The organism is Roseibium algicola (genome assembly GCF_001999245.1).
Taxonomy (GTDB): domain Bacteria; phylum Pseudomonadota; class Alphaproteobacteria; order Rhizobiales; family Stappiaceae; genus Roseibium; species Roseibium algicola.
The window spans coordinates 81,371-101,974 of record NZ_CP019630.1; the positions used below are offsets into that span (position 1 = coordinate 81,371).

The 20,604-nt window shown below is 58.5% G+C and carries 18 protein-coding genes; 7 read left to right on the plus strand and 11 right to left on the minus strand.

The genetic code is table 11. The annotated features are described in order from the left end of the window. Positions 1–142: 142 nt before the first annotated feature. Positions 143–769 carry a nucleotide-binding protein gene (locus tag B0E33_RS00365; protein ID WP_077293086.1) on the minus strand — a complete coding sequence of 209 codons (627 nt, stop codon included), beginning with the start codon at positions 767–769 and terminating at the stop codon, positions 143–145. A 146-nt stretch (positions 770–915) separates the two neighbouring features. Here B0E33_RS00365 and rnd point away from each other — a divergent pair, with 146 nt between their 5' ends. Next, positions 916–2,100, plus strand: coding sequence for a ribonuclease D (gene rnd / locus B0E33_RS00370; RefSeq protein ID WP_023004024.1), 1,185 nt, complete (start codon positions 916–918; stop codon positions 2,098–2,100). A 47-nt stretch (positions 2,101–2,147) separates the two neighbouring features. On the opposite strand, the gene B0E33_RS00375 is transcribed toward rnd, so the two are convergent. The 5 genes from B0E33_RS00375 to B0E33_RS00395 all read right to left on the minus strand — a co-directional run bounded on the left by B0E33_RS00375 (position 2,148) and on the right by B0E33_RS00395 (position 8,132). After that, positions 2,148–3,668, minus strand: coding sequence for a Ppx/GppA phosphatase family protein (locus B0E33_RS00375; protein ID WP_077290081.1), 1,521 nt, complete (start codon positions 3,666–3,668; stop codon positions 2,148–2,150). Position 3,669: 1 nt separating this feature from the next. Continuing rightward, positions 3,670–5,892: an RNA degradosome polyphosphate kinase gene (locus B0E33_RS00380; protein WP_055656448.1), complete on the minus strand. Its 2,223-nt coding sequence runs from the start codon at positions 5,890–5,892 to the stop codon at positions 3,670–3,672. 133 nt (positions 5,893–6,025) lie between these two features. Next, complete coding sequence (locus tag B0E33_RS00385) at positions 6,026–6,706, minus strand: P-loop NTPase family protein (protein ID WP_055653703.1); 681 nt, start codon at positions 6,704–6,706, stop codon at positions 6,026–6,028. Positions 6,707–6,709: 3 nt separating this feature from the next. Further along, positions 6,710–7,807, minus strand: coding sequence for an AI-2E family transporter (locus tag B0E33_RS00390; protein ID WP_077290082.1), 1,098 nt, complete (start codon positions 7,805–7,807; stop codon positions 6,710–6,712). Positions 7,808–7,940: 133 nt separating this feature from the next. After that, positions 7,941–8,132 carry a hypothetical protein gene (locus tag B0E33_RS00395; RefSeq protein WP_077290083.1) on the minus strand — a complete coding sequence of 64 codons (192 nt, stop codon included), beginning with the start codon at positions 8,130–8,132 and terminating at the stop codon, positions 7,941–7,943. 103 nt (positions 8,133–8,235) lie between these two features. On the opposite strand from B0E33_RS00395, the gene purM reads away from it, so the two are divergent. Together purM and purN are read left to right on the plus strand one after the other, a co-directional pair. Further along, the gene (purM, locus tag B0E33_RS00400) at positions 8,236–9,312 is read left to right on the plus strand and encodes a phosphoribosylformylglycinamidine cyclo-ligase (protein ID WP_055653699.1); all 1,077 of its coding nucleotides are present in this window, start codon (positions 8,236–8,238) and stop codon (positions 9,310–9,312) included. Then, complete coding sequence (gene purN / locus B0E33_RS00405) at positions 9,309–9,956, plus strand: phosphoribosylglycinamide formyltransferase (protein ID WP_077290084.1); 648 nt, start codon at positions 9,309–9,311, stop codon at positions 9,954–9,956. Before purM ends, purN begins: the two co-directional genes overlap by 4 nt. A gap of 86 nt (positions 9,957–10,042) precedes the next feature. Here the strand turns inward: purN and B0E33_RS00410 are convergent, their stop codons facing one another. After that, the gene (locus B0E33_RS00410) at positions 10,043–11,539 is read right to left on the minus strand and encodes a phage tail sheath family protein (RefSeq protein WP_077290085.1); all 1,497 of its coding nucleotides are present in this window, start codon (positions 11,537–11,539) and stop codon (positions 10,043–10,045) included. Between the two features lie 219 nt (positions 11,540–11,758). Between B0E33_RS00410 and B0E33_RS00415 the strand changes: the two genes are divergently transcribed. Next, positions 11,759–13,375: a Na/Pi cotransporter family protein gene (locus B0E33_RS00415; RefSeq protein ID WP_077290086.1), complete on the plus strand. Its 1,617-nt coding sequence runs from the start codon at positions 11,759–11,761 to the stop codon at positions 13,373–13,375. Positions 13,376–13,407: 32 nt separating this feature from the next. On the opposite strand, the gene B0E33_RS00420 is transcribed toward B0E33_RS00415, so the two are convergent. From B0E33_RS00420 to B0E33_RS00430, 3 genes are read right to left on the minus strand one after another with little or no spacing between them, the layout of a single operon-like run. Beyond that, entirely contained in the window at positions 13,408–14,166 is a 759-nt protein-coding gene (locus B0E33_RS00420; RefSeq protein WP_077290087.1) for an ABC transporter ATP-binding protein, read from the minus strand. Then, positions 14,160–15,224 (minus strand): FecCD family ABC transporter permease, encoded by a 1,065-nt coding sequence (locus B0E33_RS00425; protein ID WP_062489027.1) that lies wholly within the window; start codon positions 15,222–15,224, stop codon positions 14,160–14,162. Before B0E33_RS00425 ends, B0E33_RS00420 begins: the two co-directional genes overlap by 7 nt. 1 nt (position 15,225) lies before the next feature. Further along, positions 15,226–16,305, minus strand: a complete 1,080-nt coding sequence (locus tag B0E33_RS00430) for an ABC transporter substrate-binding protein (RefSeq protein WP_156912500.1) — start codon at positions 16,303–16,305, stop codon at positions 15,226–15,228. A 187-nt stretch (positions 16,306–16,492) separates the two neighbouring features. On the opposite strand from B0E33_RS00430, the gene B0E33_RS00435 reads away from it, so the two are divergent. Both B0E33_RS00435 and B0E33_RS00440 read left to right on the plus strand, forming a co-directional pair. After that, complete coding sequence (locus B0E33_RS00435) at positions 16,493–17,290, plus strand: class I SAM-dependent methyltransferase (protein ID WP_075281578.1); 798 nt, start codon at positions 16,493–16,495, stop codon at positions 17,288–17,290. A 446-nt stretch (positions 17,291–17,736) separates the two neighbouring features. Then, positions 17,737–18,582 (plus strand): FecR domain-containing protein, encoded by an 846-nt coding sequence (locus tag B0E33_RS00440; protein WP_167579473.1) that lies wholly within the window; start codon positions 17,737–17,739, stop codon positions 18,580–18,582. A 30-nt stretch (positions 18,583–18,612) separates the two neighbouring features. Here B0E33_RS00440 and B0E33_RS00445 read toward each other — a convergent pair whose 3' ends face one another. Further along, complete coding sequence (locus B0E33_RS00445) at positions 18,613–19,350, minus strand: GntR family transcriptional regulator (RefSeq protein WP_077290090.1); 738 nt, start codon at positions 19,348–19,350, stop codon at positions 18,613–18,615. A 259-nt stretch (positions 19,351–19,609) separates the two neighbouring features. Here B0E33_RS00445 and B0E33_RS00450 point away from each other — a divergent pair, with 259 nt between their 5' ends. Continuing rightward, positions 19,610–20,602, plus strand: a complete 993-nt coding sequence (locus B0E33_RS00450; RefSeq protein WP_077290091.1) for an ABC transporter ATP-binding protein — start codon at positions 19,610–19,612, stop codon at positions 20,600–20,602. Positions 20,603–20,604 lie beyond the last annotated feature (2 nt).

Below are 20,604 nucleotides of genomic sequence, written 5' to 3' on the forward strand. Positions count from 1 at the left end.
TTGGCATAGAAAATCGTTACGGCCCGCTGGAGGCAGGCCGAGTCCGGCTGCACAATCCATGTTGCGGGACGAAAGTCAAGGGAAAGGCTTGCGGTAGGCTTGCCTCTCCCCTTTTGAACGCGAAACGGTTCGGGAATTTCTCTCAGGCGTCGACTGCTTGCAACAGTGGATGCCACTGGCCGCGGATCTCGTGGGAACTGGCATCGGAATAGTCGAAAACGCCAGACCCGGCTGCGGCATGGCGGGCATATATCACCCGATCAGAAATCCGGGCAAGCAGCGGATAGCCCTTCTTGGCGAGCAACTGCTCGAGATCGGCAACCTGGTTTGACCGACGATCGATCCGGTTTGCAACCACGTGAATATCGGCCTTGCCCTTGCGCACGCGCTTTATATCGGAAATGCCGTCGAGAAACTTCAAGGTGGCGTCCCAGTCGAAGGCGGACGCAAGCACCGGAACGATGATATCGGACGACTCTGCGATCAGGTTCTTGGCCAGCTCCGATCGAAGCCCGCCGGGTCCGTCGATGACAATAGCGTCCAGATGCTTGTCCTTGTCACCGATAGCGTCCTCCTTGCTCCAGTTGAGACCTTCGATCTGCGCCAGGTCCTTTGGGCGGCGCTTGACCCAGGAAAGGCTCGACTTCTGCCGGTCCGCATCGGCAAGGGCAACATCTTCGCCACGGGCGGCGAGCGCAACGGCAAGATTCGTGGCGAGGGTCGTCTTGCCGCAACCGCCCTTTGAATTCACCACCAGTATCTTGCGCATTTCCACTCCCATGTGTGTTCTTTTGCGGACGCTCGCCTAAGCTTCAACATAGGCGCACAAAATGCGCCTTTTCAAGAGCTTCGAGCGCGAAAATTACCATTTCGTGGCGACAAAGCGGCAGAACTCGGGTATAGCTGTCCGTCACCATGCATGTGATTACAAAAACAAAAGATCTCGCCGCTGCGTGCCAGCGTCTTGCCGCTCATGATTACGTGACTGTCGACACGGAGTTTCTCCGTGAGACAACCTTTTGGCCCAAGCTCTGCGTCATCCAGATGGCAGGGCCTGACATGGCCTTCATCGTCGATGCCCTGTCCGAAGGGCTGGACCTTGAGCCCTTTTTCGAGCTTATGCGCGACGGCAATGTGACAAAAGTTTTTCACGCTGCCCGCCAGGACATTGAAATCATCTATCATCTGGGAGAACTTATCCCAGCCCCGCTGTTCGACACTCAAGTCGCGGCCATGGTTTGCGGCTTTGGTGATTCCATTTCCTACGACCAGCTTGTCTACAAGGTGACCGGTGCCCGGATCGACAAGTCGTCCCGCTTCACCGACTGGGCCCGCAGGCCGCTGACGGCAAAGCAACTGGATTATGCGCTGGCGGACGTCACGCATCTGCGCGACGCCTATCAGTTCCTGAAAGCGAATCTCGCCGAACAGGACCGCAGCCACTGGGTTCAGGACGAAATGCAGGTGCTGACATCCATCAACACCTACCGTACGGATCCCGAACAGGCCTGGAAACGGCTGAAGCTTCGAGTGCGCAAGCCGGTTGAACTGGCCGTGATGATGGAAGTTGCAGCCTGGCGCGAACGGGAAGCGCAATCACGCGACGTTCCGCGCAGCCGCGTCATCAAGGACGATGCCATCTACGAACTCGCAGCTCAGCAGCCCCAGGACGCAGAATCGCTCGCGCGCCTCAGGACCATTCCGCGCGGCTTCGAGCGTTCAAAGTCCGCAGACGAGATCCTGAAAGCCGTCAGACGGGCCGTTTCGCTTCCCAAGAACGAAATGCCGAAACTGCCGAAAGGTCGACAGGCACCGGACGGTTCAGCCGCCGCTGTCGATCTCTTGAAGGTTCTTCTGAAACTTGTCAGCGAAGCACATGGCGTTGCTGCCAAGGTCATAGCCACGGTGGATGATCTTGAAAAGATCGCTGCGGATGATGCTGCCGATGTGGCAGCCATGAAGGGCTGGCGGCGCGAGCTTTTCGGCGAAACCGCGCTCAAGCTGAAGCGCGGTGAAGTCGCCCTCGCCTTCCAGGATCGTCAGATCGTCGCGATTGATCAGCCGCGGCAGGCGAACGTTGAATCGGAAGCGGCAGAGTAAACTCTGCCGCCTGCCTTCTCAGTCTCAGTTCCGCAGCACCCCAGAAATTAGCCGGCGTTTACAGCAACATCGACATCGATGACCTTGCTGAGCTGGTTCGCACGCTTGCGCAGACGTTCACCGTCGAGATCGGCAAGGTCCTTGCCGAGATCCAGTGACAACCCTGTTTCCGATTTGGTGATGCCGACCTTCGGCAACATGCCGGCAATGGAAGCACTCAAAAGAGACGCCACCCGCATGGTCGCGCCAAGAACCTTGGCACGGATGCGCAGACGGTCGGTAAACAGCTCCCGGATGACCGGCGAAAGATCGCCCTCGCGCAGACCCTGGTGGCGATAGAAAACGGCTGCTGCAAGATAAGCGCGACTGGCATGATCCAGCCCGACGAAAGATGCGTTCGAAATGATATTGAGGCTCTGCTCGCCGCGATAGTCGGGATGGGCGCGCCAGCCGATGTCGGAGAGAAGACACGCCGCGTGGCGAAGCCGTGTCTCGTTGGCGGTTTCCTCGATGCCAAGTTCCTTGAACAGCTTGTCCGTCCAGACAATCAGCTCTTCCGCGTGCGCAGGTGAGCGCGCACGCAGCGTGCACAGTTCACGCGCGGCTTCAATTACCGGGTCATGAGCCTGCATTTCCAAAGGCAGCTTTTCATGGAGCAGGCCTTCACGAACACCGGTTGCGGAAAAGACCAGGCGCTCCGCCTTCATCGACGTCAGCACCTGTTCCAGCACGACTGCACCGATCGGCACCAGAGGACGGCGCTGTTTGGAAACGATCTCCGCCAGTTCCACCCCTTCAAGGTTGGGAATGGCGATACGCTTGCAGAAGGCAATCGCCTCTTCCGCACTGATTTCATAATTGTGCATCACGTGCAGTGGGTAATTGTTCTGCATCAGATGCAGACGGCCCAGCGAACGCCACGTGCCGCCAACGGCATAGAATGTCCGTTCACCGGGAGCCAGGTCAGGCCACTGAAAGTCCTTGAGAGCCGCTTCAGTGATCTTCTGTGCCTTGGCAATCTTGCCTTCGGCCTCTTCCGAAAGCCGCAGCCCGCCAAGGGGGAACGTCGCTCCCGTGCCGGGCTTGTTGTCGGCAATTTCCACCAGCTCCAGACTGCCGCCCCCCATGTCGCCGACAATGCCGCGCGGCTGCCAGAACCCGGCAATCACACCAAGAGCGGAGTAATAGGCCTCTTCATTGCCATCGAGGATGCGAACCGGTGCCTCCAGAAACCGTTCGACCTCGCGCACGAAATCAGGCCCGTTTTCCGCATCGCGCGCCGCAGCCGTCGCTACGATATAGATGTCCTGACAGCCGGTATGCTTGATGAGGGTCTTGAACCGGGTCAGTTCACCGAGGGCCAGGCTGACGGAATCGTCGGCCAGACGGCCGGTCGCCGCAATGCCCTTGCCAAGCCCTGCCAGCAGCTTTTCGTTGAACAGCATGGTCGGTGTGCGGGCCTTGCGCTCGTAAATCACGAGGCGCACGGAGTTGGAGCCGATGTCCACGACTGCGACAGGTCCGGACCCGTTGAGCCGGCCACGTGCCGGATGAAACTCAGCAGTCATGCTAACCTCGTTTTTGCCGTTCCAGGAACGGCCTCGGCCGATCGCTCTTCAATGATTTGCCTCTGCCGGAAAGCGAGGGGTTCGTCATGAAATACTGATGCGCATTGAAGGGTTCCTCATTGGCGTTCGGAACGATGCGCTCATGGCTGCCGTCCGACAGAATGCGCCAGCTTTGCTGGTTGTCCTTCAGGTTGGCCACCATGATCTGGTCCAGAACCTGTTCGTGCACGGTCGGTGTCTTGAGCGGTGCCAGGACCTCGACCCGCCGGTCGATGTTACGCGGCATCAGATCGGCTGAACCGATATAGACGTGAGCCTCGGGAGACGGCAGTCCCTGGCCGTTGCCAAAGCAGTAGATGCGAGAATGCTCCAGGAAACGTCCGACAATGGATTTCACCCGAATGTTGTCGGACAGACCCGGAATGCCCGGACGCAGGCAGCAAATGCCGCGAATGATCAGATCGATCTGCACACCTGCCTGGCTTGCGCGATAAAGGGCATCGATGATCGCCGGATCCACGAGGGAATTCATCTTCCACCAGATCTGCGCGGGGCGGCCTGCGCGGGCGTGCTCGATCTCGTTCTCGGTCATTTCCAGCATGCGCTGACGCAGGTTGACCGGAGACACCATGAGGTTGTTCAATTCCGCCGGTTGAGCGTAACCGGTGATGAAGTTGAACACCCGGGCCGCATCCTCGGCAATGCCGGGATCATCGGTGAAGAAGGAAAGATCCTCATAAATCCGCGCCGTGATCGGGTGATAGTTTCCTGTCCCGATGTGGCAATAGGTCTTGAGCTGACCGTGCTCGCGCTTGATGACCATGGAGAGCTTGGAGTGCGTTTTAAGCTCGATGAAGCCGAAGACAACCTGCACCCCTGCCCGCTCCAGATCGCGCGCCCACTTGATATTCGCTTCCTCGTCGAACCTGGCCTTGAGCTCCACCAGTGCGGTAACGGATTTGCCGGCTTCGGCCGCCTCAGCCAAAGCCTTCACGATGGGGCTGTCGTTGGAGGTACGATAGAGCGTCTGCTTGATCGCCACCACATCCGGATCACGCGCAGCCTGCCGCAGATACTGAACCACAACGTCGAAGGATTCATACGGGTGGTGGACGATGATGTCCTTCTGGTGGATCGCCGCCAGACAGTCGCCGCCATGTTCGCGAATGCGCTCCGGAAAGCGGGCGGTATAGGGCTGGAACTTCAGGTCAGGCCGCTCAAGGTCTACGATCTGGGACAGGTTGTTGAGCGCAAGCAACCCGTTTGCAAGGAAGATCTCGCTTTGCCCGACATGCAGCGCCTCCCCCACGAACTCACGCAACGCCGGCGGTGTGGTTTCCTGGATTTCCAGACGGATCACCGAGCCCCGGCGGCGGCGGCGCAAAGCGCTTTCGAACAGACGCACGAGGTCTTCCGCTTCTTCTTCGATTTCAAGATCGCTGTCACGAATGACGCGGAACGCCCCCTTGCCCCGGATCTCGTAGCCTGGAAACAAGCGCCCGATGAAAAGGCTGACGACTTTCTCGATTGCGATGAACCGGGCAGCGCCATCTTCGCCGTTTGGCAATTGAACGAAGCGATCAACCTGGCTCGGAATTCTGAGCAGAGCAATCATGCCGCGCCCACCGGAAGTTGGCGCCAGTTCAAAGACGATGGAAAAGCCAAGGTTCGGAATGAACGGGAACGGATGCGCCGGATCGATGGCAAGCGGCGTCAGAACCGGGAAGACATAAGCAAGGAAATAGTCTTGCAGCCAGGCCTTGTCCGCCTGGTCGAGCGTGTCGCCCTGCGGGATCTCGATACCCTTGTCGGCAATCTCCCGGCGCAGCTCCACCCAGATCTTCTGCTGGGACGCCTGGAGATCACGCACTGCTTCGCTGATCTTCTGAAGCTGTTCGGTCGGCGTCAGGCCGTCGTCGGACAGATTGGTAACGTCGGCCCGTTGCTGGCCACGCAGGCCGGCCACACGCACCATGAAAAATTCGTCGAGATTGTTGGCGGAGATCGACAGGAACCGAACGCGCTCAAGCAGCGGATGGTTCGGGTTCATGGCTTCTTCCAGAACCCGGAGATTGAACTGGAGCCAGGACAGCTCCCGGTTCATGAACCTGGCCGGAGATGTAGCCAGCTCACCTTCCGGTGTCAGTTCCGGCACGGCTCCCTTTGCATCGGAAGCAACGGTGGAGGCAGGCAGAATGTCCGAAAGATCAGGGGCTTCGTTCATGGCATCATCCCTTGTTCCGCGCAGCTTCCGCTTCAATCCGGCAAAACCGGGCACGCCCATTCTGCCTCAACGCCGCCGTGACTAACATGAACTTCTGAGCGGGCAAATGACAGTCCTGTGGCAGCATCGGCGATTATTGGCCTTTATGCACATTTTCCAAGACCCGCCCGGCAAGTGGTTTCGTGATCTTGACCCGCCCGGCAAGAGCCTCCTGATCGATCGCCTCCACAGCGCGCATGGCGACCTCTAGCGAACGTTCCATTCGCACCACAAGATAGTCGACGACACCTTGATCGACCGCAATCTGCCGGTCGGCAAACAACTTCACCAGAACACGGCGAAGGAGATCATCGTCCGGCTCCAGAATTTCGACAGGAGTGGCCGCGCGCAGGCGGGACTGCAGATCGGGAAGAGAAATTTTCCAGCTGGCAGGCCAGGTGCGGCTGGTGATGAGCACCGTCTTCCCCGCCTGACGTGCAGCGTTGAGAAGGTGGAACAAAGCCGTGTTGTCGATGCCCAGGTGCGCATCCTCGATCACGGCAGCGGGTGCGGCAACGAGGGTTTCCACGGACTGCGGATCGAGCTTGGAAGCAGCCAGAACGGCAGCGCCGGTCTCATCCTGAAAGGCCTGGACAAGATGGGTTTTTCCCGCGCCGACGGGGCCTGCAAGGACAACGACCGGAGAAGGCCAATCCGGCCAGCGTTCCAGCAATTCGAACGCAGCCCGGTTGGAGCCTCCAACCAGATAGTCGTCACGGCTCAAGGCCGCTTCATGCGGCAATTCCAAAGGCAACTGGCGCGGTGTTTCCACCATTTTCTACTCTGATACCTGTTCTTCTTGCCCCGATACGGGATGATCGGTTCCCTGATAGACCGGGCTTGCGAGATACTGCTTCAGGGCAAAGCGTGCAAGCACGCCGATCATCGCGGCGGCTGGAACCGCAATCAGCATCCCCACAAATCCAAAGAGATATCCAAAGGCAAATAACGCAAACATAAGCGTAACAGGATGCAGGCCCGTGCTTTCGCCAACAAGTTTGGGCTGCAGGATATTGCCCTCCAGAAACTGACCGACGCCAAAGATCGCGGCAACTGCGATAATCCAGGGCCATTCCGGCCAGAATTGGACAAGCGCCACACCGATGGACAGGACAAGCCCCAACCCGGCCCCGACGAAGGGAATGAAACTGACGAGACCAGCCACCATTCCGATCAGGAGACCGAAGTTCAGCCCGATCAGGGCCAGAGAAACAGCGTAAAACGATCCCAGGATAAGACAGACCGACACCTGCCCGCGCACGAAACCGGCAACAGCCTGATCCATTTCCTTTGCAAGGCCGCGGATTTCTGCCAGATGATCACGCGGCAGCCAGCTGTCGATACGCGCGACCATACGGTCCCAGTCGAGCAATAGATAGAATGCAACGACCGGCGTAATGACGAAGAGCGACAGGATCGACAGCAACGCCTGACCGCCGCTCCAGAGCGACTGTGCCAGCTTGCCGACGAAAGAAGCCCCCTGCCCGATGAGATTGGACATGGAGGACTGGAGGTCTTCCGCATTGATGCCCGCAACGGACGCAAGATCGGCCGGAAAGTTATCCGACAGCAATGCCTGCAGCTTGCGGATCAGCTCCGGGAACTTTTCCAGGAAAAGGGCAAGCTGATTGCCCAAAAGTGGCAGAAGCAGGATGAAGAACATCACGAGGATGAGGACGAAGGCGAACAGGATTGTCAGCGTCGCCCACATCCGCCCCATGCCCAGCTTTTCCAGCCGGTCGCAAACCGGATCCAGCAGATAGGCCACCGCCATGCCGGCAACGAAAGGGAGAAGCACGCTGGAGAAGACATACAGAAACAGGCAAAGAACAACGAGGGAAATCAGCCAGAACTGGACCTGACGGCGAAGGGTCATGTATGGCGCTCCTCGGTTGTGCCGGTGCGTAGGAATGGCTTTCTTCCGGACATGGAATTAAACCCCGCCTCCGGTCAAGTCCAGAAGAAGTCGGCTTTTCGCGGCATTGGGCCATCAAGGAGCCACTTCTGCCTCATGAGGCAAAGCCTATGACCACGTTTTCAAACAGGCCAGCAAGACCGATTTCCGGCAACAGGCTGTCTGCAGCACTCTTGCGCTGAAGGTTGATCCAGATGCTCCATGACCTCTTTTTTCGCCGGCAATACACTTTGAGCCATTCAAATTGGCCTGGTTTTGAAGAAAAATGCGGAAGTTGGCCTGCCATCTGTTCTTAAGCCCTGCGCAGAACCGCTCGCCTCTTGTGTTCCTTGGCGGCAGACTGTAATCCGCACTGGCACAGCCAACCGCACGCAGTCTCGGAGTGCCCCATGAGCGAATCCTCTGGTCCCAACGGCCTGACCTATGCCGATGCTGGTGTCGATATCGACGCCGGAAACGAACTGGTGAACCGCATCAAGCCGCTGGTCAAGGCAACTTCCCGCCCCGGGGCCGACAGCGATATCGGCGGTTTCGGTGGTCTTTTTGACCTGAAGGGCGCAGGGTTTCAGGATCCGATCCTTGTTGCCGCCAATGACGGCGTCGGTACCAAGTTGAAGATTGCGATTGAAACCGGCCAGCACCGCACTGTGGGCATCGACCTTGTTGCGATGTGTGTCAACGATCTGGTGGTCCAGGGCGCTGAACCGCTGTTCTTCCTCGACTATTTCGCGACCGGCGCGCTGGATGTGACCACTGCAACGGATGTGGTTGCCGGCATTGCAGACGGCTGCAAGATGGCAGGCGCCGCGCTGATCGGCGGCGAGACAGCTGAAATGCCGGGCATGTATGTGGAAGGCGACTACGATCTGGCAGGCTTCTCCGTCGGCGCCGTTGAGCGTGGCGGGATCCTGCCGCGCCCGGACGTTGCCGCTGGCGACGTACTGCTTGCTCTGGCCTCCTCCGGCGTTCATTCCAACGGCTATTCCATGGTGCGCAAGATCATCGAACTGTCCGGCATGAACTGGTCGGACGCGGCACCGTTTGCAGCCGGCAAGACACTGGGCGAAGCCCTGATGGAACCGACCAGGATTTACGTCAAACCGCTGCTGGCCGCACTGAAGGAAACCTCCGGCATCAAGGCCCTTGCCCACATCACCGGTGGCGGCCTGCCGGAAAACCTGCCGCGCGTTCTGCCGAAGAATTGCTCCGCTCGCATCGATCTTGGCCAGATCAGCGTCCCGCCGGTGTTCGGCTGGCTCGCGAAATCGGGCGGCGTTGCCGAGAAGGAAATGCTGCGCACGTTCAACTGCGGCACCGGGATGGTGATTGTCGTGTCTGCGGACCAGGCCGATGCGGTTGCCGACGTCCTGCGCAATGCCGGTGAAACGGTCAGCAAGATCGGCGTCATCGAAGCTGAAGGCGCTGCACCGGTGCTGTTTGACGGCAGCCTGGACCTTGGCGCATGAGCCGCAAGAAGACTGCCATCCTGATCTCGGGACGCGGCTCCAACATGGGCGCGCTGATTTCCGCGGCAATGTCTCCCGACTATCCCGCCGAAATCACGCTTGTCCTGTCCAACCGGCCTGACGCCAAGGGACTGGAACGGGCCGCTGAGCTGGGCATTGCAACGGCAGTTGTCGACCACAAGGACCATGCGGGTGATCGGGAAGCGTTCGAAAAATCGGTAGATGCCGTTTTGAAGGACCACAAGATCGACCTGGTCGCCCTTGCCGGTTTCATGCGTATCCTGACCCCCTATCTGGTCAATGCCTGGGCGGGCAGGATGATCAACATCCATCCGGCTCTCCTGCCCTCTTTCAAAGGCCTTGCCACACATGAGCGGGCCTTGCAGGAAGGTGTCAAGTTGCATGGTGCCACCGTGCATTATGTGTCTGCTGAAATGGACGATGGTCCGATCATCATGCAGGGAGCCGTACCGGTTCTGGACAATGACACCCCTGACACGTTGGCTGCCCGTGTGCTGGACGTTGAACACCAGATCTACCCCAAGGCTCTTTCCATGGTTGCCAGCGGCAAGGCCAAGGTGTCGGGAGCACGGGTAACCGGCAGCGGCAACACCAACGAGACGGAAACGCTCATCTGGCCGTAGCCCGGACGGCTTTCTCCGCTTGCAGCAAAACGATCGCAGATTTTTCAGACCGATCCTGACGCGCCTAACGGATCGGTTTCCTCTGGCTAGCCTTTCCGGACCTTCTGCTGGAACGACAGGACAATGAATTCCGCCGGCCGCAAGAGCGAAACCTTCACCACGACGTTCATGCAACCGGCCTGAACATCGGCGCCCGTCATCGTCGTCCCAAGGCCGACTTCGACACCGTAGGCATCTTCTGACGAAGCGCCCGCGAGAGCCCCTTGTTTCCATAGCCCGTTCAGGAAATTTTCGATCACCGATTTCACCATAAGCCAGGTCGGAGCGGCGTTTGGCGCAAAGACAAAAGGATCCAGCGCCGCCTTGATCGATTGTTCCAGCATGATCGCGGTTCGGCGGATATTCACATAGCGCCATTCCGAGCTGTTACCGTCCAGCGTGCGTGCTCCCCAAACCACATTACCTCGCTCGGGAAACGACCGGATTGCGTTCACGGCTTTTCCGTCCAACGGAGTGTTCAGGTCTTCCTGCTCAGCATCGGAAATAGATACGCAAGGCGACACGACTGAATTAAGGCTGAGATTTGCCGGCGCTTTCCAGACACCATCCTGGGCGTCTGTCGCTGCATATGCACCTGCCAACGCGCCTGACGGAGGCATGGCACTTACTGCTTTTACAGCTTGCGAGAGAAGCTCGTTGTAGCGCTTTGAAAGACCCCGCATGATCTTGTGAGTAGTGCATTTCTCCTCTTCGGAGATGTCGTCGCCCTCCAGTGATTTCACCGCCTTATCGAAAGCGGCTTTCCGGGCCTCATTGGCCTGAATGGCAGTCTCCTGGCCAACATGTTCGAAGAAGGCCTTGCGCGTACCAGCCGAAACATTTTCAAAGGTTATCGATCCCGCACCGAAGTGAGACGTATTCAACCAGGGATAATAGGCGGCAGCAAAGCTCATATCTTCCGCTGCGACCAAGGTGCGCAGGCCGCTTTTTCCCGAGATCACGTCATTCTCGTCTAAAGTTCGCTCCCTTTCCCCATCGAACACGTCGACAATGGCGAAACGGTTTTGCAAGTCTGTACAATGGGCAAGGCATCTATTGCTGACGGTCTTGTAATCTTCTGACGACAACAACACCGCGTCGGGTATCACGATGACCGACGGCTCCTGCAGCTTGGCGAGCTCTCGCCAGACAGGTTCACCGAAATCCTCCACGGACTTGACGAGAACGGGCTCTCCCGCGCCGTAACATCCAACCGACAAGATCCAGCAACCATGTCCTCCATTTTCGAAGAAAAGTCCCATGGCCGCATGCAAATTGAAGCGGCTTGCTTCCTCCAGGTCCAGAGCCGGCTTGCCATCCTGCAGGCTGAAGTCGAAACGAAACATGGGCCCCACGCCGAAACGGGCCTCGAATTCCGACATCGAGGAGATCCGCACCGGAATGCCGGTCACATCCTTGCCATCCACAATTGCTGTTTCCGTGTAGCCGACAAAGACCGCAACGCTCGTCGGGACCTGCACGACGGTGTTTGGGAAGGAGTTCAGCTCGGTGACATAAACACCCGGGGCCTCATACTTCTTCATTTCTCTCTTCCTCGTAGCGCGTCATCCGGCAGAAGCTTGATAAGCCTGACAGGTTCAAGCTCCCACAGTCGTGCCGGCGAGCAAAGGACTTTCTGCCTCAAGTTGCAGATGCTCCATGAAGCACCCTTCGCTTCAATCTGAAGCTCAAGGATCGCAAATGCGAAGCCGATAGTATCTTGACTGATTGTGGGCGCTTAACCTGTCGGATAACGTGCCTGCATGTTTTTGAGTTTCATGTCCGCGCTTGGTGGCGTCGGGTTGTTTCTGATCGGTATGCTGCTACTGACCGACGGGCTGAAAGCCCTGGCGGCACAGCGCATGCGCGACGTGTTGTCCAGGTTTACCTCAACGCCCTTGTCGGGCGCCGTGACGGGTGCTCTCACCACTGCAGTCATCCAGTCATCCAGTGCAACCACTGTTGCCGCTGTCGGCTTTGTCGCTTCCGGCCTCCTCACCTTTCCCCAGGCGCTCGGCGTCATCTTCGGTGCCAACGTCGGCACAACCCTGACAGGGTGGCTGGTTGCGGTTCTCGGCTTCAAGCTGGATCTTGGCCAGATCGCCCTGCCCTTCGTTTTTTTTGGCGCGATTGCGCGGCTGGCATTCCGGGGCCGGATCGCACTCGCAGGCCAGGCGCTCGCGGGCTTTTGCCTGATCTTTATCGGCATCGAACACATGAAAGACGGTCTGGACGCCTTCAGTGGCGTGGTAACCCCGACCGACTTTCCGCCGGACACACTCTTCGGCCGGCTGCAGCTGGTGTTGATCGGCATGCTGATCACCGTCGTGACACAGTCCTCCAGCGCAGGCGTTGCAACAGCGCTGGCTGCGCTTGGTGCCGGTGCGATCAACTTTCCACAAGCAGCGGCGCTGGTAATCGGCATGGACGTCGGAACCACATTTACGGCAGCTTTGGCGACCATCGGCGGCGGTACCATGGCCCGACGTACGGGCTATGCGCATGTGATCTACAACGTCATGACCGGTGTCATGGCGTTTTTCCTTTTAGGGCCGTTTCAGCTTGTGGCCGGGGCGTTGACCGGAAACGGCGACAGCCAGATTGCGCTTGTCGCTTTTCACAGTTTCTTCAATGCGCTTGGCGTCGTCTTGGTGCTTCCACTTGCGCGGCCATTCGCCCGGCTGATCGAACATCTCGTTCCCGAAAAAGGCTCCGATCTGACCAGCCGTCTGGATCCGCTCGTATTGCGGGACCCGCACGCAGCCGCGTCCCTGGCGGGGCAGACCGTCGCACATCTGGAAACCTTGATCATCGAACGCCTGCGCAGTCGGTTGGGCGCAAAGTCATCTGCTTATGAAGAACTGGATCGGGAGGACCTGGCCAAGGCCATCGCAGAAACACGGACATATCTGGACAAGATCATCGTTCCGCCGAACGACATGGCCTTTCAGGAGGAACTGAAAGGCCTGTTTCACATTCTCGACCATTTGAGCCGCCTTCTCTACCGTTGCGACCAGCGGCAGAGGATCGACGAGCTGTCTTTGGATCACCGGCTCAAGCGCCTGGCGGGCCTGCTTCTCGGCGTCACGGACATTTCCACCAGACAGAAGGACGCCAAGACACAGGAGAGGACGCTGGACCGGTTGCGGTTGCTGATGCGCCGACAACGCCGCCTCAATCGTGACCGGCTGATTGCAATGGCCGCTGCCGATGCAGTCCCGGCGGAAACAGTCTGGCTGAAGCTGGATGCCCTACGCTGGCTGCACAGGGTGTCCTATCACCTGTGGCGGATCCGATTGCACCAGAATGTGCTTCTGGATGCGAACCGGGATCTGGCCTCGACCGTCGAAGAAGCCCGCATAGACGTCGACCAGGATTAATCGGCGTTGGCCATCGGCCGATCCACACACCGTCAGGCAGCGGACCGGTCGATGATGACGTGATTTTCGCCGCGCGAACAGGCCTCCACGCGCGCCTCCACACGGTAGATGTCACGCAGCATCGCTGACGTGATGACATCTTCGGACGGGCCGGCGGCAACGAGACGCCCTTCGGCAATCACCATGGTGTTCCGGCAGAACCGCAGGGCATGATTGAGATCGTGCAAGGCAATCAGAACCAGGGTGCCCTGGCGGCGTGCCAGATCGCGCATAAAGTTCAGCACCTCGACCTGCCGGTAGAGATCCAGCGCGGAGGTCGGTTCGTCCATCATCAAAACTTCCGGACGGCGTACCAGTGCCTGCGCAATCGAAACCAGCTGACGCTGACCGCCGGAGAGTTCGCCAAGGTTCCGGAACGCCAGGCTATCAATCTGAAGCGCCTTCAGGATCTGGTCGATTTCGACGAGTTCAGAGTCCTTTACACGCCAGCCCTCACCCTGTTTGGCAGCGAGCAGAACGGATTCATAAACCGTCAGGACGGCATTGGCGTGGGTATCCTGGGGCATGTAGCGGATGGCATCCCGGGGTGCTGCCCGGCTGCCGGCCAGCACGACATCGCCAGGGCCTTTCAATAGACCGGAGATGCGCTTGAACAAGGTCGATTTGCCGGCCGCGTTGGGACCGATCACCGCCGTCAGTTCACCGCCGGAGAAGACCGGCGTCGTGACCCCTTCGACCGCAAGAGTGGAGCCATAGCGTGCGCCAACCCCTTTCAGCTGCAACGTTACCATGACTGCCTCCGGTCGGCGAAAATGAGCGCGAAGAAGAATGGAACCCCGACAAGCGCGGTGATGACGCCGATGGGCAGGATCGCCCCCGGAAGTATGATCTTGGAAACGACCGATGTTGCCGACAGCATCAAGGAACCGCACAAGATGGCCGCAGGCAGGAAGAAACGCTGGTCTTCTCCGACCAGCATCCTGGCAATGTGCGGTCCGACAAGCCCGACAAAGCCGATCGTCCCGACAAAGGACACGGGGATCGCCGCCAGCAGGCTGACGCCGAGCAGCGTTTTCAGCCGAAGCGACCTGATGTTGACGCCGAAACTCGCCGCCTTGACGTCGCCGAGCCGAAGGGCTGTCAGAGCCCAGGAATGCCGTGCGAAGAACGGAACGCAGACAACAAGAATGATGAAGGTCGCCAGAACTTTGCCCCATGTCGCCTTGGTCAGCGACCCCATGGTCCAGAAGACGACCGCAGCCAGCGCCTGTTCGGAAGCAAGATATTCCAGCAGCGACAACAGAGCGTTGAACGTGAACACCAACGCGATCCCCAGAAGAACGATGGTCTGAACAGTCACGCCCCGTACCGTGGACAGCAGATAGATGAACAGCGAAGCCGCCATGGCCATCAGGAAGGCATTGATCGGGACCATGTATTGCACTGCGGCCGGAAAGATCGCGACGCCGGCGACAAGTCCCAGGGCCGCGCCAAAGCTGGCAGCAGCGGAAATGCCTAGCGTGAAGGGGCTGGCCAGCGGATTGGCAAGGATCGTCTGCATCTGCGCACCCGCAAGGGACAGGCAGGCCCCAACGGTGATCGCCATCAGCGCGATCGGCATGCGAATGTCCCATAGGACGACGCGTGTCTGAAGATCGGCGCCGGACGGATTAACCAGGGCGGAAAGCACTTCCGACAGCGGATAGCGGGCCGGTCCGAGGGCCAGATCCAAAGAAAAGCTGAACGCCAGAGCGACGATCAGCCCGCAAATAACCAGAATGCGCCTGAACGCAAGGGCGCGGTAAAGACCGCGCCCCTCCTCAGCCGGAATGATTTCCGAAACCGCCATCTTATTTACTCGAGTTCAGCGAAACGAAGTAGCCTGGCCGGTAGTCGATCGGCAGGAAGCGGTCGTGCAATTCCTGGAAAGTCGCTTCCGGGTCAAGGTCAGCAAAGAGCTCCGGATGCAGCCATTTGGCGATCTGCTGAACAGCGACGAACTGGTAAGGGCTGTTGTAGAACTGGTGCCAGATGGCATGGACATTGTTTTCCCGGACCGCCTTGACGCCTGTAAAGCCCGGACGTTCCATCAGGCCCGCCAGCTTGTCTGCAGATACTTCCGGATCCGCGCCGGCGCCGACACCAACCCAATTCCCTCCGGGAACATACAGCTCCCAGTTTGCACCGGTCACGATGATCTGGTCCGGATCGGACGCGATGATCTGCTCCGGGTTGACGGTGCCGAAGGTGCCGGGAATGATCTCGGCAGCCATGTTGATGCCACCGGCCATTTCAACCATCTTGCCGAAATTCTCGTTGCCGAACGACATGCAGCAATCATCGGAATAGCCGCCTGCACGCTCCACGAACACAACGGGTTTGGCGAGGTCTGACTGTGCCGCCAGCTTGTCAGTCACCTTGGCGATCTCGGATGCCCGGAATTCGATGAATTCCTCGGCCTTGTCTTCCTTGCCGTAGAGCTTGCCGATCAGGCGCATGGACGACTCGGTGTTTTCCATCGGCTTTTCGCGGAAGTCGACATAGACAACCGGGATGCCGACCTTGCCGAGTTTCTCGATGTAGCCGCCTTCTTCGGTGGCAACCTTGGCGTCGAGGTTCAGGATGATCACGTCAGGCTGGAGTGCAACGGCCTGCTCGACATCGAAAGTGCCGTTCTTCATGCCGCCGAAAGTCGGCAGATCGGCCATTTCCGGGTACTTCTCGAGATACTGATGGTACCCGTCGTTGTCCGCCTTCTCGAAATCGTCTCGCCAGCCGACGACACGTTTGAAGGGGTCTTCACCATCCAGCGCGGCGGTGAAATAGATCTGGCGCCCCTCGCCCAGGATGACCTTTTCCACCGGCACTTCGACCTCGACCTCACGGCCGGTAATATCCGTGACCGTTACCACGTCGCCGGCAAGTGCCATTGCCGGAAGAAAAGTAGCCGTTACCAGCAAAGATGCTGCCAAGCTTCTGATTTTGCTCACATCCGCCTCGATTTTTTATTGAGGTTATAAGTTGAGTTTTAAATTCTTGTTTTTCGTATTTTTCCTGAGTATATGAGTCAAGAATTATCTTTTGGAATGGTTCCAAGCAACCGGAGCAATACGCCTGATGAGCGACGCAGACACACTCTCGAATTTCGATCTGCGTGAAGAAATCAAGGAATACTGGGGCAAGCGGGCCGAGACCTTCGACACCCAGCCGGGCCACGAGATTTTTTCCGACGAAGAGCACACCGCCTGGATAAGGCTGTTCGAAAAGCATCTGGGCCCGGGCGGCTCCAGACGCGTTCTTGACCTTGCTTCCGGAACCGGCGTTATCTCGCACCTGCTCGACGACCTAGGCTTTGAGGTGACCGGCATGGACTGGGCGGAACCCATGCTTGCCAAGGCCCGAGAAAAGGCAATGAAACGCGGGCGCACGATCCGCTTTCTGCTTGGCGATGCCGAACGCACGATGGAAGCGTCCGAAAGCTACGATGCCATAACGTGCCGGCACCTTGTCTGGACCCTGGTCGATCCTGCGGCCGCCTTTGCGGAATGGCACCGGGTGCTGAAACCGGGAGGACAGCTGCTCGTCGTCGACGGAGACTTTGTCAATCCTGGCTGGTTCGCAAAGTTGCTTGCAACGTTTTCAAAAACTCGTGCTCGCTTTGGATTGCTCGCGCAACCGGACGCAAAACCGGCAGACATGATGGAAACACATCGCAGCATCCTGTCCCGCGTTCATTTCTCGAGGGGAGCAAGGGCAGAAGCAGTCGTGGAACTATTGCGACAGGCCGGCTTCACTCAAATCGTTGTCGATACGGACCTGAAAGCCGTTCACCGGGCACAACGGCGTCACCTGCCTTTCTTCAAGGGTCTGGAAAGGGCAACGCAGCACCGCTACGCAATCTGTGCCAGGAAATGAACCACCCGACCTGGGTTGCCGATTTGAATACCAAACCAACTATTCTTGACATGATGAAAGAATTATTACCTTCAGTACAGCAGAAGAAATAAAATCAACTCAAAAAATCTAAGCCAAACTATTTAAACTTACAATTGCAAGAATAAATTGAACCTTTATTCTTCACCCTACGTTAAGCCGGTATCGATAAGAGTGCATGACAACACAACTATCGAGTATTGCCGATGCACGCCGGCCACGCTGTTTACTGCCTTCCTTTTAACAGCCTTCCGGCTTTGTGCAGGACGCTGAAAACTCGTGCCGCAGCTGTTCTGCTGGCTCTGCTGCTTATTCCCCTGTCTGCAGGACTGACAAAAGCTTGTGCAGCCGAATGGGTGATCACACGGATTTCCGGAACGGTTTATCTCGTAGCACCAGGCATTCAAGCGCATCGGGCAAGCAAGGGGATGACACTTCACAAGGGCCATACCATTGCGACGCGAAAGGGCGCACGCGCCGTGCTTCAACGAGGCAAGGACAGCATCACAGTCGGCCCGAACACGGAATTTGCGCTTTCGCAATTTCGCAGCAACGACAGCCAGACCACGCTGCTTCAACGCAAGGGAACAATCGATGTCGATGTCGAGACGCGCGGCAGACCGTTTTTCAGGGTTGAAACGCCTTATCTTGCAGCCGTCGTCAAGGGAACCCGCTTTTCGGTAACCGTAACCGGCAACGAAAGCCGGGTTTCGGTTCAGCGCGGAGTCGTTGGTGTTCAGGATCTTGCATCCGGGCAGCAAAGCGACCTGCGTGCAGGCCAAACCGTCCAAAGCGCACCGGGGAGGTTCAACGGTCTCAAATCCGTCGGCAAGAGCCGCGCCGCCATCCAGCAAGGTACACCTGGCAAGCCCAGCTTCGGCGATACCCCGGCAAGCCTCTCACCTGCGGGCTCAAAAGCTCAGAACACCACCACCAGCGGGCGTGACAATGCCGCTAGCGGTAACGGCAACGCAAATGCCTCCTCCGGCAACTCAGGCAATCGCGGGTCGAGTGGCAACGCCAATGAGAATTCAAGCGGGAACTCGGGCGGGAACTCGGGCGCAAATTCTGGCGGAAACTCTGGTGCAAATTCCAGCGGAAGCTCTGGTGGTAACGCCGGCTCAGGTTCTGGTAACGCCGGTTCCGCAGGCGCTTCAAACAGCGGCGGGGCAAGCGCCGGCGCGTCAGCTGGCGGGGCCAGCGCAGGCGCATCCGCCGGAAACGGTGGCGCAAACGCAAATGCCGGTGGCGCCGGAGCTTCTGCCGGACGCTAACCTTCTCTCGCTTCTTCCGGGTTCCGCTCTTCAGCCGTTGCCGAGCGCTTCTCCAAGAGAGCGGCCGAGAGCTGACTTCTCTCGCAAATCCAGACCGGAATGCAGATCGACGATGTGGCTCTTCTGGATCTTCTCGGCTGCTGCGCCGTCGCGCTTTTCAAAGGCATTCATCAGGGCGTGATGAGAGTGGCTTTCACAGGCAGTGTCCGAGCGCTTCCAGTAAAGAGCGATGATCAGCGAAGAGCGCGAGATCAGCGATCGGATCATGCCGGCGAACACCCGATGGTCGGCGATATCGGCAATCTCCGTATGAAAGCTTCCGGACAGGAACAGTGCCTTGCCCATGTCACCGGCATGAAGAGCTGCATGTTCCGCATCCAGATGTGCGTGCAACTGCGCGAGCTGCCTGTCGGTGATGACATCGGCTGCCAGCCTGGCCACGGCAGGCTCGATCAGGGCACGGGCCTGAAACACCTCGTGGGCTTCGCGGATCGACGGCTTTGCGACGAAGGCACCACGGTTCTTTTCCATGGCGACAAGCCCGGAATGGGCGAGCGCCTGCAACGCAGCGCGCACGACGGTACGGCTGACGCCATAAATTTCGCCCACCTCATCTTCAGACAGTTTCAGCCCCGGTGTCAGTTTGTGTTGCAGAATGGCAGTCTGAAGCTTCAGGCAGATTTCAAGGGCCCGGCCCTGAGGTAGGGCAAAGACTTCATGCAGCTTGCTGCGTTGATCAAGATCGGCTGTGGTCAAAGGTTTGGTCATTTTTCTTGAAGTGCCCAATGGGGGTTGAGCGGTGCCATGATCCTACTCCCCTCCACCCGAAGCGGCAATCTAGGATCGTATACAATTTTTGTTCATATCGTATTTAATTTGCCAAAATATTGTGCACTTTTACCGATGAGAATTTGCTCATTGCTCCGCCTTCTCATCAGGATCTCCGGAATTCCGCCAGTTTTTCGCGTTGGCACGGCACTTGCTGTCTCAGGAGCCGAAAACGGTTTTCTGAAGGAGACGTCCGGCCATGGCGAAGTCCCTGGACCTTGAACTGGCAGCCACCACCAAGATCTATGGCGAGACCATTGCGGTCGACGCGATCAATCACAAATTTGCCGCCGGCACCTATTCCTGCCTGCTGGGGCCATCGGGCTGCGGCAAGTCTTCAACCCTGCGAATGATCGCCGGCCATGAAAGCGTCTCTATCGGCGACATCGTTCTGGGCGGCACCAACATCACCGATCTTCCACCCGCCCGGCGCGGCACGGCGATGATGTTCCAGAACTATGCGCTGTTTCCGCATCTGTCCGTGGTCGATAACGTCGCCTTTTCCCAGAAGATGAAGGGTGTCGAAAAACCTGTCCGGCTGAAGAAGGCCCGTCAGTTGCTGGAACTGGTGGATATGGCAGCCTATGCGGAACGGCTGCCTTCGCAGCTCTCCGGCGGTCAGCAACAACGTGTTGCCCTGGCCCGTGCCCTGATCACTGAACCTTCCGTGCTTCTGCTTGACGAACCGCTGTCGGCACTCGATCCGTTCCTGCGTATCAAGATGCGGCTCGAGTTGAAGAAGCTGCAGCGCGAGCTCGGCATTTCCTTCATCCACGTCACGCACAGCCAGGACGAAGCCCTCGCGCTGGCAGACGACATCATCGTCATGAACGGCGGCAAGATCGAGCAGGCAGGCAGCCCGCGCGACGTGTTCAACACGCCAACAACCGAGTTCGTCGCCCGCTTCATCGGCGGCCACAACGTGCTGCAGCAGAAAGGCGCTGCGGTCGCGCTGAGGGCAGACAGGTTGAGGGTGAAAAAAGCGGCCGGAGAGGACGGCGCCGTTCTGACGGCCTTCGTCAAGGACGTCGAATACCTCGGCTCCACCGTCAATCTCGCGCTTGATGCGGGGGGCGCCGGCGATCTGACGGCCGCACTCACCGACGAAGCCTTTTTCCAGGACCCGATCGAAATCGGCGCAACCGTCTTCCTGACATGGAAGCCGGAAGACGCACACCAACTGGCTGCCTGAAG

Bases quoted from the DNA above. Each gene is read 5' to 3' on its own strand.
- B0E33_RS00365 (WP_077293086.1), bottom strand. From the start codon at position 769: ATGCGCAAGATACTGGTGGTGAATTCAAAGGGCGGTTGCGGCAAGACG.
- rnd (WP_023004024.1), top strand. From the start codon at position 916: ATGCATGTGATTACAAAAACAAAAGATCTCGCCGCTGCGTGCCAGCGT.
- B0E33_RS00375 (WP_077290081.1), bottom strand. From the start codon at position 3,668: ATGACTGCTGAGTTTCATCCGGCACGTGGCCGGCTCAACGGGTCCGGA.
- B0E33_RS00380 (WP_055656448.1), bottom strand. From the start codon at position 5,892: ATGAACGAAGCCCCTGATCTTTCGGACATTCTGCCTGCCTCCACCGTT.
- B0E33_RS00385 (WP_055653703.1), bottom strand. From the start codon at position 6,706: ATGGTGGAAACACCGCGCCAGTTGCCTTTGGAATTGCCGCATGAAGCG.
- B0E33_RS00390 (WP_077290082.1), bottom strand. From the start codon at position 7,807: ATGACCCTTCGCCGTCAGGTCCAGTTCTGGCTGATTTCCCTCGTTGTT.
- B0E33_RS00395 (WP_077290083.1), bottom strand. From the start codon at position 8,132: ATGGCAGGCCAACTTCCGCATTTTTCTTCAAAACCAGGCCAATTTGAA.
- purM (WP_055653699.1), top strand. From the start codon at position 8,236: ATGAGCGAATCCTCTGGTCCCAACGGCCTGACCTATGCCGATGCTGGT.
- purN (WP_077290084.1), top strand. From the start codon at position 9,309: ATGAGCCGCAAGAAGACTGCCATCCTGATCTCGGGACGCGGCTCCAAC.
- B0E33_RS00410 (WP_077290085.1), bottom strand. From the start codon at position 11,539: ATGAAGAAGTATGAGGCCCCGGGTGTTTATGTCACCGAGCTGAACTCC.
- B0E33_RS00415 (WP_077290086.1), top strand. From the start codon at position 11,759: ATGTTTTTGAGTTTCATGTCCGCGCTTGGTGGCGTCGGGTTGTTTCTG.
- B0E33_RS00420 (WP_077290087.1), bottom strand. From the start codon at position 14,166: ATGGTAACGTTGCAGCTGAAAGGGGTTGGCGCACGCTATGGCTCCACT.
- B0E33_RS00425 (WP_062489027.1), bottom strand. From the start codon at position 15,224: ATGGCGGTTTCGGAAATCATTCCGGCTGAGGAGGGGCGCGGTCTTTAC.
- B0E33_RS00430 (WP_156912500.1), bottom strand. From the start codon at position 16,305: ATGGCACTTGCCGGCGACGTGGTAACGGTCACGGATATTACCGGCCGT.
- B0E33_RS00435 (WP_075281578.1), top strand. From the start codon at position 16,493: ATGAGCGACGCAGACACACTCTCGAATTTCGATCTGCGTGAAGAAATC.
- B0E33_RS00440 (WP_167579473.1), top strand. From the start codon at position 17,737: ATGACACTTCACAAGGGCCATACCATTGCGACGCGAAAGGGCGCACGC.
- B0E33_RS00445 (WP_077290090.1), bottom strand. From the start codon at position 19,350: ATGACCAAACCTTTGACCACAGCCGATCTTGATCAACGCAGCAAGCTG.
- B0E33_RS00450 (WP_077290091.1), top strand. From the start codon at position 19,610: ATGGCGAAGTCCCTGGACCTTGAACTGGCAGCCACCACCAAGATCTAT.